We start from the raw sequence: 16,528 nt of genomic DNA, 5'->3' as shown, positions 1-16,528 counted from the left end.
GAGATGGAACAAACAGGCAAGAAAGTGATAGGCGGCAGCTTCGTCATTGACGATCTGGATTACAACCTGATCGTTACCCCGGATGAGCTGACGGAGGAACAGCGCATGATCGCGCAGACGACGTCCGATTTTGTGGAGGGGGAGATCATTCCGGTCGACGGTCAAATCGAAAAGCTGGATTACGAGCTGACCGTAAAGCTGATGCGAAAAGCCGGCGAGCTCGGCCTGCTGGGCGCGGATGTGCCGGAAGCCTATGAGGGGCTGGGCCTGGATAAGGTCAGCTCCACGCTGATCAGCGAGCGTTTGTCCAAGGCGTCATCGTTCGCGCTCACGATCGGCGCCCATGTGGGAATCGGAACATTGCCGATCGTCTACTTCGGTACGGCAGAGCAGAAGAAGAAATATTTGCCGGATCTGGCGGCGGGCACGCAGATCGCCGCTTACTGCCTGACTGAGCCCTCCTCGGGATCGGATGCGCTTGGCGCCAAAACAACGGCGCGCTTGTCCGGGGACGGCACTCATTACGTGCTGAACGGCACGAAGCAGTTCATTACAAACGCCGGCTTTGCGGATATTTTCATCGTCTATGCGAAGGTAAGCGGCAAGGATTTCAGCACCTTTATCGTGGAGCGCACCATGGAGGGTGTCAGCTTCGGTCCCGAAGAGAAGAAGATGGGCATCAAGGGCTCGTCAACGCGTCCGCTTATTCTGGAGGATGTGCATGTGCCGGTCCAAAACCTGCTGTGGGAGGTTGGCAAAGGCCATTTGATCGCCTTCAATATTCTGAATATCGGACGCTTCAAGCTGGCAGCCGGATGCCTCGGCGCATGCAAGCAGGCGATTGAGATCAGCGCCCAATATGCCAATCAGCGCACGCAGTTCGGCAAACCGATTTCCTCTTTCCCGCTGATCGGCAAGAAGCTGGCCGAGATGAATATCCGAACCTATGTGCTGGAAAGCATGGTTTACCGGACCGCAGGCTTGATGGATGCCGGACTCAGTGAAATCGATCACGACAGCCCGGAAGCCGGTGTCCAGTCCGCCAAAGCCATTGCCGAGTATGCGCTGGAGTATTCGATCAACAAGGTGTTCGGTTCCGAAACATTGGATCAAATCGCGGATGAAGGCGTACAAATTCATGGCGGCTACGGCTTCATTCAGGAATATGCCATCGAGCGCATCTACCGCGATTCCCGCATTAACCGCATTTTTGAGGGCACGAATGAAATAAATCGTCTGCTGATTCCGGGGACGCTGATCAAGCGGGCGATGAAGGGCGAGCTTCCACTGCTCCAGAAGGCGCAGGCGCTTCAAGCGGAGCTGCTGCAGCTGGTGCCGGGACAAATGTTCGATAGTCTCCTTGGGGAGGAAGTCCATCTGCTCTCCATGGCGAAGAAAATTTTTCTGATGACAGGCGGAGCGGCCGTTCAGAAGTTTCAGATGAAGCTCGAGGAGGAGCAGGAGGTGCTCAGCCATCTGGCGGATATCATGATTCAGCTTTATGCCATGGAAAGCGCGCTTCTTCGGACGCAGCAGAGAATCGCCAGGAGAGGCGAAGAGAAGTCGGCCGCGGCAATCCGGATGACCCGGATCTTTATTCACGAGGCTTTCCAGGCGATTGAAGGTTATGCCAAGGAAACCTTGTCCGCCATTGAGGTGGGAGATATGCTCCGCACCCAGCTCTCGGTTCTCAAGAAGCTGACGCGCCGCACATCCCTGAACACCATTCAGGAGAAACGTCAGATCGCAGCCCTGGTCATTCAGTCAGAAAGCTACGTGCATTAACCCGATTCCATACCAATGAGGTGAAGGGGCATGGCACATAGACCGTGGTTGTCTCATTATCCGAAGGAAGTACCGTCAACCTATCCGTATCCCAAAAAAAATCTGGCCGACTTTCTCATTCAGTCAACGGCCAATTATCCGAATCATACGGCGCTGCATTTTATGGGGAAGGACATGAAATATGCCGATCTGCTCGAGGGGGCGTACCGGTTCGCTCATGTCGTCCGCAAGCTGGGTGTCGCACGGGGGGACAGGGTGGCCATTATGCTGCCCAATTGTCCCCAGCTGGTTATTGCCTATTATGGCGTTCTGCTGGCCGGAGCCGTCGTGGTGATGACCAATCCCCTCTATATGCCGCGGGAGCTTCAGCATCAGCTGCGGGATTCCGGCGCTTCCGTCATTCTGACGCTGGATCTGCTGCACCGGAAGGTGAAGGATATTTTACCGCAAACGGGGCTTCGGCATGTTATCATCACATCGATCAAGGATTATCTGCCGTTCCCGAAGAATCTGCTGTACCCGCTCAAGGCGAAGAAGGACGGAATGAATCTCGATGTCGCCTATGAAGACGGGGTCCATTCCTTCGTCAAGCTGATGCATGATTCCTCCCGATCGCCCGTGCATACCGATGTGGATGCCGAGAATGATTTGGCCCTGCTCCAGTATACGGGCGGGACGACGGGGCTGGCGAAGGGCGTCATGCTTACGCATTACAATGTGATCGTCAACACGATCCAAACCAGTCTGTGGGCTTACCGGAGCAAGCCCGGCAAAGAACGCTACCTGGCAGCGCTTCCATTCTTTCATGTATTTGGCCTGACGGTTCTGCTCAACCAGTCCGTCCTGCTTGGAGGCAGTTTGATTCTCGTACCGCGTTTCGATGTGAACCAGCTTCTGCCGCTGATTTCCAGGATGAAGCCAACCGTATTTCCGGGAGCGCCTACCATGTATATTGCGCTTATTAATCACAGCCGGATTCATAATTACGATCTGTCCTCGATCAATATGTGCATCAGCGGCGCGGCCTCCCTGCCGCATGAGGTCCAGCAGCGCTTTGAGGAGATGTCCGGCGGGCGTCTCATTGAAGGCTACGGGCTGACGGAAGCTTCCCCGGTGACGCATGCCAACAATGTGTGGGAGAAGCGCAAGACAGGCTCGGTCGGTATTCCGTTTCCCGACACGCTGGCCAAAATCATTGATCCCAAAACTGGGGATGAGCTCCCTGCCGGTGAAATCGGCGAGCTTGCAGTCAGCGGTCCGCAGGTGATGAAGGGCTATTGGAATGCGCCGGACGAGACTGCGAAAGTACTCAAGGGCGGTTGGCTTCACACCGGAGATATGGCGCGTATGGATGAAGACGGGTTCTTCTATATGATGGACCGCATCAAAGACATCATTATCGCCAGCGGCTATAATATATACCCCCGGGAGATCGAAGAGGTCCTGTTCGAGCATCCTGATATTGAAGAAGCGGCGGTACTGGGCATCCCGGACAACTACCGGGGAGAAACGGTCAAGGCTTTCGTTGTGTTGAAGCCGGGGGCCCGGTTGGATGAAAAGGACTTGAAGGAATGGTGCAGGCAGCGGCTTGCGGCCTATAAGGTTCCTCATCTGGTTGAATTCCCCGCAAGTCTGCCCAAAACATTGGCTGGCAAGGTGCTGCGCCGCAAATTGATCGAGGAAGATGAGGAGCGGCAGGAAAAGAGAGACTGACAATCCGGGTGATAGAGCGCTGCATATGGAGTAAGCGTGGCCGGGGAGGAATTCGATGAGCATGATGAATGATCGGTTGGAAAAGTTGTCGGAGCAGGCCCGGCATACCTTCTGGGGCTATCTGGGCTGCGAGCTGGCATATATGGACGAGAACAAGGTGATTGTCACCCTGGATGTCAAGGAGCATCATTTGAATTTAATCGGCATCCTTCATGGCGGTGTGCATACCGCGCTGCTCGATTCGGCGATGGGACTTGTGGCTATGGCCGCAAGACCGGAGGAGGATATGGTCACTTCAAATCTGAATATTCATTTCACCTCGCCGGCCCGGCCGGGAATTGTGACGGCTGAGGCGGAAATCGTGCATATGTCGGGTAAAATGATCACAGCGCAGGGTACCATCCGAAGCGCGGCGGATGTGCTTTGTTCCATGGCGACGGCATCCTTCCGCGTCATCGAGAGAAAATCCCAATAAAAAGGCGATGCGGGCTGCCGCATTCTAAACTCCACTGGCTGACTTTAAGCCGGTGGAGTTTTTTTGTCAGGGCATTCAACCAGAACATGGCCGCAGCGGCGGTTGAACTTTCTGAAACCATCGAAAGGACGTGTTCGAGCAGCCTGTCTTTTTCACCGGACTTTTAGAGGGTGCAGCAGCTAACTTTGCCGCGATGAGCGGCGGGAGCTTGTTTCTTTCTCGTCCAGTCTGGCACAATCAGGAAAATTGGTCGCTGCGCGAGAGATTGAACCCTGTGAAATGGGGAAAGTTGTACCTAAATGACGTAATTGTACCTACCTCATGGAAGAGAAACCCATTATGATTGGACCTGAAGAAAGCGCTGTCAAATGGATGGCTTGATGCCGCGTGACAGGAGAGGGGGGTCCGAGGTGCGGCGAAAAAGAAGCTGCTTTGAAACGTAGAGCATCAGAGCATCCAATACATGGAGAGCGCCACCAATTCCACAAGCTAAAGGAGTAGAATAATGCAGAATTGGAAGAAAAGAACCCGTTTGGTGCTACTCGCCCTGATCATTGTTATTGTCCAGATTGGCGTCTTGACGCCGCAGCCCCGCCCCGTCGAGGCCGCTGACAACGGACTTGGCGCGAAGCCTTATATGGGCTGGAGCAGCTACAGCATGCAGGTCTATACGACGGGCTCATGGATTACCGCTGCCAATATCAAAGCGCAATCCGATGCCATGCACGAGAAGCTTCAAGCCTATGGCTACAACTACATAAATGTCGATGCAGGCTGGAATGGGGGCATGGACGGGTATGGCCGGCCTGTTCCCAGTACGACCTTATATCCGGACGGGCTTCAGGATGTAATTGATCATGTTCATAATAACGGTCAAAAATTCGGTCTTTATATGATTCCGGGCTTGTCTCCCCAAGCGCTGGACGATAATCTGCCGATTTACGGCACTGCCTGCCATATGCAGGACATTGTGAAAATGCCGCTCGAAAAGGCGGATTATTGGGGCCTGGGCTATAAAATCGATTTCTCGCAGCCCTGTGCGCAGAGCTATATCACTTCCATTGCCGATTTGCTCGGCTCCTGAGGCGTTGATTTCCTGAAATTCGACAGCGTTACGCCGGGATCGGGCATCTCCGATCTTTCCCTTGATGCCCGCGATGACGTCAAGGCGTGGTCAGAGGCGCTGGCTCCGCATCATATTTGGCTTGAGCTGTCATGGGCGCTCGATATCAAATATGCGGATACCTGGAAAAAATACGCGAACGGATGGCGCGTGGACTGGGATATTGAATGCTACTGCGGAACCGGCGGATTGACCGCTTGGCCTAGCATTGCCCGTCTGTTCCCGAAGGCGGAGCAGTGGTGGCGGCATGCAGGAGCGGGAGGGTGGAATGACTTTGACTCCCTGAATGTCGGGAATGGAGCGATGGACGGCATCACCCCGGATGAGCGGAGGACAGCCATGTCATTATGGGCGATGTCTTCAGCGCCGCTTTATATCGGCAATGACATGACGAATCTGGACAGCTACGGCATCGAGCTGCTGACCAATGAGGAGGTCATCGCGGTTAATCAGGCCGGCAATCCGGCGCATCCTGTTTCGACGGCTGCCGACCAGCAGGTATGGTATGCCAATAACGGTGATGGAACCTACACGGTGGGGCTGTATAATCTCGGAAGCTCCAGTGCAACGGTAACTGTGAACTGGAACGACATCGGCCTTACAGGACCGGCCTCCGTACGCGATTTATGGAGCCATACCGAGCTGGGATCGTTTGATACCGGCTACAGCTCCGTCGATTTGCCATCACACGGCTCACGTTTGTTTAAAGTGACTGCCGGAGGCGGTACATCACTGGTCAATGACGATGATACCGGACTTTCGTATACAGGCTCCTGGCAGCGCAACGGCGGGAGCGAACTGGCGGCAGCCTCGCAGAATCTGGCGGTTGAGGTAGGCGACCCCGCTGCTCCGAACAGCACTATTAATCCGTCTGCGGCTGACTTCGACAAGAAGGAATCGGAGCAAGCCGATGTAACGGCAACGGTCGCCTTGAACGGAAATGAATTGATCCGTATTACGAATGGCGCTGCGGTATTAACGGCCGGCACCGACTATACGATTGCGGATGATGAGGTTGCGATCAAGAAGGAGTATCTGGCAGCGCAGCCGCTTGGAACAACCAATCTGACCTTCGCCTTCAGCGGCGGAGCAGCAAGAACGCTTGCTGTCACAATCAAGGATACGACGACCCGGAACAGCGCCGTCAATCCGCCGACAATCAGCTTTGACAAGAAACAATCGGCTCAGGCTGATGTGTCAACGACGATGGAGCTCAGGGGAAATCAACTGGACAGTATCGCCATGAACGAATCTGCGCTGGAGGAGGGCACCGACTATACGGCTGCCGGCAGCGTGGTCACCTTCAAGAAAGCATTCCTGGCAAGCTTGCCGGAAGGAACGACCAGCCTGGCCTTCAGCTTCGACAAGGGAGCTGACAAGAACGTAACCCTCGTTATAAAAGATTCTTCCGCAGGCGGCTCCATATCCGTCAACGATGACGATGCGGGAATCCGTTATGAAGGAGCCTGGAACCGCAGCTACAACAGGGGACTCGGGGATTACAAGGACGATGTGCATTTCCTGGAAAACAACGGTGAATATATGGAATATCCGTTTACGGGAACCGGAATCGAATTATATTCGGAATTGGATCCATCCCAGAGCGATATCGATATCTACGTGGACGGGGACTTCAAGCAAACCGTCAGCACTTCAAACGCGGGCCGGTTGGCCAATCAAAGCGTCTATCATATTGCGGGGCTCTCCGACGGGCCGCATACGCTCAAGGCGGTGAAGAAATCGGGTGTCTTTATGCTTGTGGATCAGCTGAAGGTCACACTGCCTGATCTGATTGCCCCGCAATCCGCTAATTTTGACAAGGCCGCTTCGGAACAGGCTGATGTTACGGCTGCCATCGCGGCGGGCAGAACATTAAGCGGGATCTCCGGTAACGGAGCTCCATTAGCAGCTGGCACTGACTATGCTGTGACGGACAATCAGGTCATGATCAAGAAAGAGTATCTGGCTGCCAGGCCGGTCGGAACCGTCAATCTTATCTTCTCCTTCAGTGGCGGAGCCGAGCAGGTTCTTGCCATCGAAGTAGCGGATTCTGAAGCTCAGAACAGCATGATCAACCCGGCTGAAGCGAGCTTTGACAAGAACACGGCGGAACAGGCTGATGTCACGACAACGCTGACACTGGCTGGCAATACGCTGGCTGGCATTACGAGCGGCGGTACTCCGCTGGTAGCGGGAACCGACTACACGACAGAGGGCAATCTGGTCACGATCAAGAAGGAATATCTTGCAGCAAGACCGGCGGGAGCAGCCAAGCTGATCTTCTCCTTCAGCAGAGGCGCATCGCAAACGCTGTCCATCTCCATCAGCGATACGACAGCCCAGAACAGCACGATCAGCCCGGCAGCCGCGAGCTTCGATCAGAAGCAGCCGACACAGTCCGATATCACGACGACGCTGACACTGGGAGCGAACAGCTTTAGCGGAATAGACAATGCGGGAACACCGTTGATAGATGGCACTGATTACACGGTCTCCGGCAGCGTGGTTACGATCAAGAAGGAATATCTGGCCGCCCAGCCGATCGGAATGGCGAATTTGACCTTCTCCTTCAGTGCGGGCCAGCCTCAGACCCTGGCGGTAACGGTTAGAGATACGGCGCGCGGCCGTTATATTCCGGTTAACAATGATGATCCGGACATATTCTACGACGGCGCGTGGCAGCTTGGCCGCAACAGAGGTCTCGGCGATTACAAGGATGATGTGCAGTACACCGAGGTTACCGGCGATTCCTTCGAATATGCCTTCAAGGGAACCGGTATTGAAATCATTACCGAGAAGGATTCTTCACAGGGCGATATGGATATTTATGTAGATGGCCAGCTGCAGCAAACCGTCAGCGCCTACAGCCCGAGCAGGCAGGTTCAGCAGCCCGTGTTCAGCATTGCGGGCCTTGCCGATGGTCCCCACACCATCAAGGCCGTGAAGAAAAACGGCTACTATATGCTGCTGGATCAGCTGCGGGTACATGTCTCAGACCTGATTAGTCCGGATACGGCAAGCTTCGACAAGTCGGGACCGGCACAAGCCGATGTGACGGTGGCGCTTGCCATCGACGGAAGCGGCCTGCTTGGCATATCCAATGGCAATGAAGCGCTGGTACCGGGAGAGGACTACACGGCATCCGGCAATCAGGTCACGATCAAGAAAGAATACCTGGCTTCACAGCCGGTGGGTACCACTTATCTGAGCTTCTCCCTGCGCGGAGATTACCAGAATGATGTGCATGCCGCCGAAGCGAATGGCGACTATTTTGAATATCCCTTCACCGGTACGGGGATTGATTTTATCTCGGCCAAAGACTCTTTACTCGGGGACATCGATATATATGTGGACAATGAATTCAAGCAAACGGTGAGCGCGCACAGCGACAGCCGACAGACCCAGCAAGCATTGTTCAGTATTTCCGGATTAACCAAGGGTCCGCATACGATCAAGGGCGTGAAGAAATCAGGAGCCTACATGCTGGTGGACGGCTTGAGGTTCAGCGTAACCTCGGTCGAAGATGAGGATTTTGCGGCAGTGGAGCAGGATAAGACGGAGCTTGCGGTTGGGCTGGCAGAAGGTGATCAGGCCGATCGCGTCACCCGGCCGGTCACGCTTCCTGCTCTGGGAGCCGCCGGCTCCGGGATCACCTGGACTTCAACCCGGCCGGATATTATCAACCCGCGGACGGGGAATATTACCCGGCCGTCCAGAACGGAAGAGGATGCTGTTGTCACTCTGGAGGCGTTGATCAAGAAAGGAGCAGCGGCAGCAAGCAGGACCTTTGAGCTGACCGTTCCCCGCTCCGATTCCGCACAGCTGGGGATCGCGTTCACCGAGAATGATTATTCGCTGCAGGTCGGACAAACGAAGCCGACTGTTGTTACGGCGACCTATGAGGGCGGCAGTCAGGTTGTGATTGCGGACGGCATCGTGTATACGATGGCTGATCCAGCGGTTGCACAAGTGAGCGCAGACGGCAGCATAAGCGGCGTTTCGCAAGGGGAAACGGTCATTTCCGCCGTGTACAATGGATTCGCTGCTCAGGCGGCGATTCATGTAACGGCAGGAGACACTCCGGAAACCCCGCAGCTGTCAGGCTTGAGCTTCTCGAAGCCGGAGTATACCATCATTAACGGTGAATCGCTGAATGCGCAGGTGGCGGCTGTCTACGATGATGGGACCGAGTTCAATATTTCTGAATATGCGCAGTATCAAATAGCGGATCCGTCGGTTGCGCGCGCAGAGACGGGCGGCAAGCTGACAGGAACGGCCGGCGGCAAAACCGTTGTGACCGCCACCTATGGCGGACTTGCTGCCGAGGCCAGTATTGTCGTAATCCAGTCCGGTAATCCGGGCTCCGGAGGGAACGGTTCTGTTTTGCCGGACCCGGGCACGGATGATTCTGCATCCGATTACACGCTGGATCTGATTGATCCGCAGGGTAATAAACAAACCGTCAAAGTCAACATGGAACGGGTCAAGGAAGGCATCGTGACCCTGACGGCAGGAGAGGGCGGGGGAAGATTCCAGCTGACCGCAGAGCTTCTGAACGCGATCCGAACGGCAAATCCGGACAGCATCGTGGAATTCCAGCTTCCAGCCGCCGCATTCAAGCTTCCGCTTGGCGAGCTTGATTTGCAGAAGCGGCTTGCCGCAGCCGGTCTGGAAGGATCGCAGTGGCATTTGGAGGTCGTTGCCCAGCAGCTGGACTCTTCGGACGAAGCCGGATTGAACAGCGGATTCCAGAAGGATAAACTGTCGCAGCCCGTTCGTTTCCAATTATTCCTTGCTGATGGAGAAGGCAAGTCAATTCCTGTGACTGCCTTTGATAGCTATGTGGAAAGAACAATCACTGTGGACAAAACGGATATCCCCGATTCGGCATCGGCGGTTTGGTTCGATGAACAGGGAGAATACCGCTTTGCGCCAGCGACCTTTGAGGCCGCTAACGGACAAACAACCGTCACGATCAAGAGCAAGGGAACGGGGACGTTTGCTCTGATCCAGCATCCGGTCAGCTTCCCGGATATGGATCAGCATTGGGCAGAGCAGGCTGTGAATCTCCTGGCATCCAAGATGATCGTCCAAGGCCGGGATGCAGGGGGCTTCGATCCCAGGGGAGCCATCACCCGTGCGGAGGTTTCCACGCTGCTGGTCAGAGCATTAGGCCTTGAAAATCAGCAGGGTGACTCCGTATTCCCGGATGTTTCGGGCCAGTGGTACGACTCCAGCGTGCTTGCCGCATATCAGGCAGGGCTTATACAGGGCTACGCGGACGGATCGTTCAAACCGGATGCCCCGATCACGCGGGAAGAACTGGCGGCTATTCTGATGCGCGCCGTTGATTACGCCGGAACTCCGGCGGTCAATCCGGCACAGCCGGGAACCTACAACGATTCCGGCAAAATCTCCGCCTGGGCACAGGAAGCTGTCAATGAAGCCACAGGTCTTGGTATTATTCAAGGAGATGAGGATGGGGCCTTCAAGCCGGATGCCTTATCCACCAGAGCGGAGACAGCTTTGATGCTGTACAGAATGCTGGATAAATTATCCTTTATTTAAAATGGCATTGACGAAGACAAAAAGCACCGATCCGAAGGGATTGGTGCCTTTTTGCATCTTCGCGTGAACATCTGAAAGTGATCTAGCGGCGTCTCTTTCTCAATAATATTAGTATTGTGCCGCCAATCAATATCACAGCCGCTGTCAGGATTATCAAGGTGGAGGAGAGGTTAGCAGGTATCTCCTTTTGATCGCCCTCTTGCCCAAGTATTGCGGATTCTGGCGCGCTTACAGGGGACGGTGGATATCCGGTTCCCAGAACCGCCAGTTGCTTGGTTGCCGATGATAAGGGGAGAGTCATGTCGCATATTGTGGTTTCCAGATGCCCCGATTTCTCGTAGCCGGAAATGAGGTACTCGCTGCCGACCTGAAAACCCTCATATCCGCAGCTCGCCGAGCTCATTGCCGTATAGACGGCTGTGCGGCTGCCAACCTTGCCCTTCCACGCTTTGGTTACCTCGAACACGATCTCGACCAGATCTGCTGAAGACATCATTCGTTTTTGCTTTGGCGGAGTAACCTTCGTCACTTTGCCTGAAAAAATTGCTGATTTGCGTTCCAGCTCATCCTCTACCTGCTGATCAGCGGGTGAAAAGGCGCAGGAGCAGGCAAAGACGGCTTCCGGTCTTGCAGTAATAGCAGCGCTTAGCATGATAACCAAGCCCAGGACAATAACCACCCGTTTCTTGAACAATATCATCACCCCTTAAGCCTATAGACGGCAGAGGGATCCTATTTGTTACCAGGAATACTTTGCTGTAGACAGTAAAGGAGACCTGATTGGATTCCAGGAATACTTTGCTGTAAGCAGCAAAGGGATACTGATAAGTTTCCAGGAATACTTTGCTGTAAACAGCAAAGGAATACTGATATTTCCAGGAATACTTTGCTGTATTGGAATCTTTCCCTGTCCAATGTCTTTCCTCCGGCATGACCGGTATGTTAGGATGAAGGAATTAATCCGTGTTGAATGGAGTGTCTCTATGAGTAAAGGACGAGTATGGAATAAAGGCAAACATAATGGCGGAGGCGGGAAGTCAGACAGGAGCGGCAGCATAGCCCCGGCAGCCTCCACGGAGGCAAATGCCGTTTCGGGCATCCAGACGGGCGCAGCCGAAGGGGCCAGCGAAGTTCCGGATACACGGGGAAACCGCGTCATGCGGATGAACCGCGAGAACTGGGTGGAACGGCCTGCCAGGGTCGTCCCGAGGAAGAAGCCTGATGCCGGCGGTTCTGCTCCTGATGATAGCAAGAATCTATAAATATTGATCAATACTGGATGTTTATACACGAACAGCAGCCACCGCTCATTGCATGAGTACGGTGGTTTTTTAGCATGAGTTTATGATGGTTTGCCTCTTACGAATCCGAAGGAAAAGAATATTATTCATGGCAATACACATCGTTCTGTGAAATAATAGGCAGAGTATGGATGGATTACAAATTTATTAGGAGGTTGTTTAAAATGCCAATGGATTCAAGCTCACTCCAGTATTCGCTGACGGAAGAAGAACGCCAGACATTTAATGAAACCGGTTACCTGATAATTGAAAACGCTCTCTCGGAAGATCAAATCGCAGCTTTGACCGAACAAGTTGACCGCATTCACGCAGATAGTCTGGAGAAGGGGCTGGAACCGAACAAGGCCATGTTCCATCCTGATTTTATTCCTGATCATCCATTATTTCTGGATCTCGTTGATTATGAGAAAATTTTGCCCAAGGTGTGGGGATTGCTGGGCTGGAATATTTATTTGTACCACTGCCACCTGATCGTCACCCCGCCGACCGGTCTACCGAAAAACAATAAAACCTTCGGCTGGCACCAGGACAGCGGCAGGGTGAACAAGGATATCGAGACTCACCCGCGTCCGCGGCTCTCGCTCAAGGTCGCTTACTTCCTGTCGGATATGTCGGAGCCGGATCGGGGGAACTTCTGGATCATCCCGAACAGTCATCTGAAGGACGAGATGCCTCTCCCGCAGAATGGCGACGGACAGCCCGAAGGTGCAATACCGGTGCGGGTGAAGCCGGGAACGGCGGTGTTCTTTGACCGGCGTCTGTGGCATTCGGCAAGTCCGAACTGGTCGGAGATTACCCGCAAGGTGCTTTTCTATGGCTACGCTTACAGATGGATTCGCACGAAAGACAATATGACGGTCGCAAGTCTCCTTGCCCAAAGCGATCCTATTCGCCGTCAGATACTCGGGGATGGAGTGAACTGCAACGGCTATTTTACGCCAACAGATGAGGATGCCCCGCTTCGCGTCTGGCTGAGCGAGAATGATCCGAATTTTGAGAAATAGGGAACGGCGGTACTGTTCGAATGGTCTGTGCAAACCTCGCGGAACAAACAAATATAATTTCTGGAAGATGAACTCATGGATTACCGCACTTTAGGCAGAACAGGCATTCAGGTGTCGAGCCTTTGTTTTGAAACGATGTCCTTCGGCAGCATTGCGGATGAAGCAACGTCGATGGATATGTTCAAGAGCTGCCGGGAGGCGGGAATCAATTTCTTCGACTGCGCGGATGCTTACGCCGGTGGCCGCTCGGAGGAGATATTGGGCAAATGCATAGCTGGGAGCCGGAACGATCTTGTCCTTACCTCGAAATTCTATTTCCCGACGGGAAAGGATGTGAACGCCGGGGGGATGTCGCGGCGTCATATGATGCTGTCGATAGAAGGAAGCCTCAAGCGGCTGGGGACCGACTGGCTCGATATATACTTCGTGCATCATTTTGATTCGCGTACAGCTATGGAAGAGACGCTGCGCGCTTTGGACGATTTGCAGAGGCAGGGCAAAATCCTCTATCCGGCTGTGAGCAACTGGGCCGCCTGGCAAATAGCCAAGGCGCTTGGCATCTCGGCCCAGAAGGAACTGGCCCATTTTGAATGCATCCAGCCGATGTACAATCTGGTGAAGCGTCAGGCCGAGGTGGAAATTCTGCCTCTGGCGCAGTCCGAGCAGCTGGGCGTTATCAGCTATAGCCCGCTGGCCGCGGGACTGCTGACAGGAAAATATAACAGCGGCCAAAAGCCGGTGCAGGGAAGGTTCATCGAGCAGGTCGGCACACAAAAAAGATATGAAGGGCAGACTTATTTTGATACAGCCGCCGATTTCAACAAGTACGCTGCGGAGCACGGAGAGCATGCCGCAGCTTTGGCTATTGCCTGGGTCATGGCGCATCCCGGCATTACCGCTCCGATCATCGGCGCCCGCAATATGGAGCAGTTGAGTCCGCTGCTTGGCGCCGCCGATATCGTCATGACTCCCGAACGCCGGGCGGAGATCTCCGCTTTGTCCATTGCCCCGCCTCCGGCGACTGACCGGAGCGAGGAATTGCAGGCAAGCGGGAAGTCCTGACAAGAAATCATGACCCGCTTGCAGCCCAGGAGAGCAAGACGGTTGCCGGTCCAGAAAGGGTATACCTCGCGTCAGATAAGAAAACATATCATGTTAGATGCATCCTAACAGGTGGATTTTGCTGAAATTCAGGAAGAAATCTGCTCAGCCGTCAATGTCGGCGAGGCAGGTTTCTTCCTTTTTCATGCCAAACCGGAGGGTCGGCAGATCCTATTGACAAGATGAAGGGATTCATTTATATTCGTTGTACATACAATGATATTTAGAGCGACAGGAGGGCACCGAAACATGGCAGACGATAGTTTCCTTCACGATTGCTTGTTTTTCACGGCTAACCGCCTTAGCCGCGCCATAACAAAACTGGCGGAGGACGAATTCGCGATGACGGGCCTGACGCCGATGTACGGGTATCTCATCCGCCTTGTAATTGGCACACCCGGCATCTCTCATAAGGAATTGTCAGAGAAGCTGTCCATCACATCTTCCACGCTTACCCGCTTCATAGACAAATTAGAGAGCAAGCAGCTGGTAGAACGGAATGTGCAGGGGAAGAATGTATTTCTGTATCCAACGGTAAAAGCCAAAGAGCTCGAGGGTACAATCCGCCAGGCATCGAAAAACATGCATATGCGTTATGAGGCTTTAATCGGTCTGGAGAACTCCAGGCAAATGACCAAAGAAATTGAGGCCATGAGTGTGCAGCTGGAAGAACATTAATTTTTTTATTTATATGATGTATGTACATACATCATATGAAGAAACCAGAGTATGATTCCAGTTTTTTGTAAATAACAAAATAAACTTAATTAAAGGAGTTTTTTTAAAAATGACGACCATAGGAAAAGTTCTCGCAATCATTGCTCATCCCAATCTGGGCCAGTCCAGAATTAACAAACGACTGGCGGAAGAACTGGAGAAAAGGGGAAATGTCACTGTGCACCGGTTGTATGAGGCATACCCGGATGAGATTATTGATGTTGAACAGGAACAGGAGCTTCTGGAGACTCATGAGCGAATCGTGCTCCAGTTTCCCTTCTACTGGTACAGCTCGCCTTCCTTGCTGAAGAAATGGATGGATGCTGTGCTGCAGCGAGGATGGGCTTACGGAACAGGCGGGGATAAGCTGCATGGGAAGGAGCTTGTTATTGCCATTTCCTCGGGAGGGGGGAGTGCCTCTTATCAGGCGGGAGGGTTCCACCATTATTCCTATAGTGAGCTGCTGCGGCCTTTTCAGGCAACGGCCAATCTGGTGGGTATGCTCTACAGGACTCCTCACATTGTCAGCGGCATAAGGGGCGTCAGCGATAGCCAGCTGGAACAGTTCGCTTTGGAGTATGCTGAATACATTGAGCGTCCGATTGATGCAAACGAGAAGTAATCCAGCGGCATTACGTTGCTGCGGATGAGGGTGAAATTCTTCGCAGCTGGAGAGAAAAAGTTAACAAGGGATAAAAATATGGCTATATTCAGCATATCTTTGCGGGTCCGTCAGAGGTAAAGTGGATGATAACGGCGGACATGCTCCGCCGATCATCCAAATATGGGAGGATTAACCATGAAATTGGGCATCATTGCCTCTCCTGAGGCAGCCAGCTTTCATCAGGCGAAGGAAACCGGCCTTGAATTTCTGGAATTCTGCATCAATATCGGGTCTGACCTGGACGCATTCATCGCCAGCGTACCTGTATTAAAAGAGGCAAGCGGGCAGACGGGGGTGCAGGTGGGCTCTGTCGGGCGATGGGGTACCGACAGGATTGCCAAAGAAGGCATTGTGGAAGAGGAGCTTCAGGCATCCTATGCGCTGATCGATGCGGCGGCAGAGCTTGGCTGCCGGAATTTCGTATGCGGCGTCAACTATGTGGAAGAATTGTCCTATTACGAGAACGTGACGCTTGCCATCGACTATTTCCGGAAACTGATTGAATACGGGACGCCAAAAGGCGTCGTCATATCCTCATACAACTGCAAATGGAATAATTTTGTCGATAATGATATGGCATGGACGATCATCCACGGCCATCTGCCTGAGCTCGGCATCAAATTCGATCCGTCGCATTCCCGCTACGCGGGCCGCGATTATCTGGTGGAGGCGGGCAAATGGGGCAGCCGGTTCCGCCATGTTCATATCAAAGGCTCCGTCATCATTGACGGCATGCGCTTTGACGATCCTCCTGCCGGGCTGGATCAGACGGACTGGGGCACGTTCATGGCTGTTTTGTATGCAAGCGGCTATGAGGGCGGCCTTAGCATCGAGCCGCATTCCAAGGTGTGGCACGGCGAGCTTGGCGACAAGGGCGTGAAATTTACGATAGGCTATATGAGATCCATGATGTTCTGAAAAGGAAAGAAACCTGATTAATCAAGGAAACGGGACCTTTTTGGGTCCCGTTTTTGTATAAAGATCACGAAAAGGTCACATTCCTTGCAAAAAAGCGCCTTTTAGAAGACCTGAGAAATGAACATTCTTCTTTCCTGATGCGTTCTTTTGCATCGTCTC

The 16,528-nt window shown here is 53.4% G+C and carries 12 protein-coding genes; 11 read left to right on the top strand and 1 reads right to left on the bottom strand.

The annotated features are described in order from the left end of the window. Nucleotides 1–3: 3 nt before the first annotated feature. The 5 genes from AC0YOA_RS03110 (at nt 4) to AC0YOA_RS03090 (ending at nt 10,664) form a co-directional block, all read left to right on the top strand. The gene (locus AC0YOA_RS03110; RefSeq protein ID WP_475785356.1) at nt 4–1,785 is read left to right on the top strand and encodes an acyl-CoA dehydrogenase family protein; all 1,782 of its coding nucleotides are present in this window, start codon (nt 4–6) and stop codon (nt 1,783–1,785) included. Nucleotides 1,786–1,815: 30 nt separating this feature from the next. Next, nucleotides 1,816–3,498 (top strand): AMP-binding protein, encoded by a 1,683-nt coding sequence (locus tag AC0YOA_RS03105; protein ID WP_475785355.1) that lies wholly within the window; start codon nt 1,816–1,818, stop codon nt 3,496–3,498. A gap of 55 nt (nt 3,499–3,553) precedes the next feature. After that, nucleotides 3,554–3,973 (top strand): PaaI family thioesterase, encoded by a 420-nt coding sequence (locus AC0YOA_RS03100; RefSeq protein ID WP_475785354.1) that lies wholly within the window; start codon nt 3,554–3,556, stop codon nt 3,971–3,973. 505 nt (nt 3,974–4,478) lie between these two features. Next, entirely contained in the window at nt 4,479–5,057 is a 579-nt protein-coding gene (locus AC0YOA_RS03095) for a hypothetical protein (RefSeq protein ID WP_475785353.1), read from the top strand. A 12-nt stretch (nt 5,058–5,069) separates the two neighbouring features. Then, nucleotides 5,070–10,664 (top strand): X2-like carbohydrate binding domain-containing protein, encoded by a 5,595-nt coding sequence (locus AC0YOA_RS03090; protein ID WP_475785791.1) that lies wholly within the window; start codon nt 5,070–5,072, stop codon nt 10,662–10,664. An 82-nt stretch (nt 10,665–10,746) separates the two neighbouring features. Here the strand turns inward: AC0YOA_RS03090 and AC0YOA_RS03085 are convergent, their stop codons facing one another. Further along, nucleotides 10,747–11,358 carry a hypothetical protein gene (locus AC0YOA_RS03085; protein WP_475785352.1) on the bottom strand — a complete coding sequence of 204 codons (612 nt, stop codon included), beginning with the start codon at nt 11,356–11,358 and terminating at the stop codon, nt 10,747–10,749. A 289-nt stretch (nt 11,359–11,647) separates the two neighbouring features. Between AC0YOA_RS03085 and AC0YOA_RS03080 the strand changes: the two genes are divergently transcribed. The 6 genes from AC0YOA_RS03080 to AC0YOA_RS03055 all read left to right on the top strand — a co-directional run bounded on the left by AC0YOA_RS03080 (nt 11,648) and on the right by AC0YOA_RS03055 (nt 16,369). Next, on the top strand, nt 11,648–11,926 hold the full coding sequence (locus AC0YOA_RS03080) for a hypothetical protein (protein ID WP_210043961.1): 279 nt from the start codon (nt 11,648–11,650) through the stop codon (nt 11,924–11,926). Nucleotides 11,927–12,129: 203 nt separating this feature from the next. After that, nucleotides 12,130–12,969 (top strand): phytanoyl-CoA dioxygenase family protein, encoded by an 840-nt coding sequence (locus AC0YOA_RS03075; protein ID WP_475785351.1) that lies wholly within the window; start codon nt 12,130–12,132, stop codon nt 12,967–12,969. A 75-nt stretch (nt 12,970–13,044) separates the two neighbouring features. Next, the gene (locus AC0YOA_RS03070) at nt 13,045–14,031 is read left to right on the top strand and encodes an aldo/keto reductase (RefSeq protein ID WP_475785350.1); all 987 of its coding nucleotides are present in this window, start codon (nt 13,045–13,047) and stop codon (nt 14,029–14,031) included. A 288-nt stretch (nt 14,032–14,319) separates the two neighbouring features. Further along, nucleotides 14,320–14,748, top strand: coding sequence for a MarR family winged helix-turn-helix transcriptional regulator (locus tag AC0YOA_RS03065; protein ID WP_475785349.1), 429 nt, complete (start codon nt 14,320–14,322; stop codon nt 14,746–14,748). Nucleotides 14,749–14,857: 109 nt separating this feature from the next. Next, nucleotides 14,858–15,409 (top strand): NAD(P)H-dependent oxidoreductase, encoded by a 552-nt coding sequence (locus AC0YOA_RS03060; protein WP_475785348.1) that lies wholly within the window; start codon nt 14,858–14,860, stop codon nt 15,407–15,409. A gap of 177 nt (nt 15,410–15,586) precedes the next feature. Further along, nucleotides 15,587–16,369 carry a sugar phosphate isomerase/epimerase family protein gene (locus AC0YOA_RS03055; RefSeq protein WP_475785347.1) on the top strand — a complete coding sequence of 261 codons (783 nt, stop codon included), beginning with the start codon at nt 15,587–15,589 and terminating at the stop codon, nt 16,367–16,369. The last annotated feature ends 159 nt before the right edge of the window (nt 16,370–16,528 follow it).

The sequence above is a fragment of the Paenibacillus sp. JT22N12 genome, from assembly GCF_056269365.1.
The sequence above is the reverse complement of the archived record's forward strand: the minus strand, read 5'-3'. Positions and strand labels throughout refer to the sequence as shown.

Bases quoted from the DNA above. Each gene is read 5' to 3' on its own strand.
- AC0YOA_RS03110 (WP_475785356.1), top strand. From the start codon at position 4: ATGGAACAAACAGGCAAGAAAGTGATAGGCGGCAGCTTCGTCATTGAC.
- AC0YOA_RS03105 (WP_475785355.1), top strand. From the start codon at position 1,816: ATGGCACATAGACCGTGGTTGTCTCATTATCCGAAGGAAGTACCGTCA.
- AC0YOA_RS03100 (WP_475785354.1), top strand. From the start codon at position 3,554: ATGAGCATGATGAATGATCGGTTGGAAAAGTTGTCGGAGCAGGCCCGG.
- AC0YOA_RS03095 (WP_475785353.1), top strand. From the start codon at position 4,479: ATGCAGAATTGGAAGAAAAGAACCCGTTTGGTGCTACTCGCCCTGATC.
- AC0YOA_RS03080 (WP_210043961.1), top strand. From the start codon at position 11,648: ATGAGTAAAGGACGAGTATGGAATAAAGGCAAACATAATGGCGGAGGC.
- AC0YOA_RS03075 (WP_475785351.1), top strand. From the start codon at position 12,130: ATGCCAATGGATTCAAGCTCACTCCAGTATTCGCTGACGGAAGAAGAA.
- AC0YOA_RS03070 (WP_475785350.1), top strand. From the start codon at position 13,045: ATGGATTACCGCACTTTAGGCAGAACAGGCATTCAGGTGTCGAGCCTT.
- AC0YOA_RS03065 (WP_475785349.1), top strand. From the start codon at position 14,320: ATGGCAGACGATAGTTTCCTTCACGATTGCTTGTTTTTCACGGCTAAC.
- AC0YOA_RS03060 (WP_475785348.1), top strand. From the start codon at position 14,858: ATGACGACCATAGGAAAAGTTCTCGCAATCATTGCTCATCCCAATCTG.
- AC0YOA_RS03055 (WP_475785347.1), top strand. From the start codon at position 15,587: ATGAAATTGGGCATCATTGCCTCTCCTGAGGCAGCCAGCTTTCATCAG.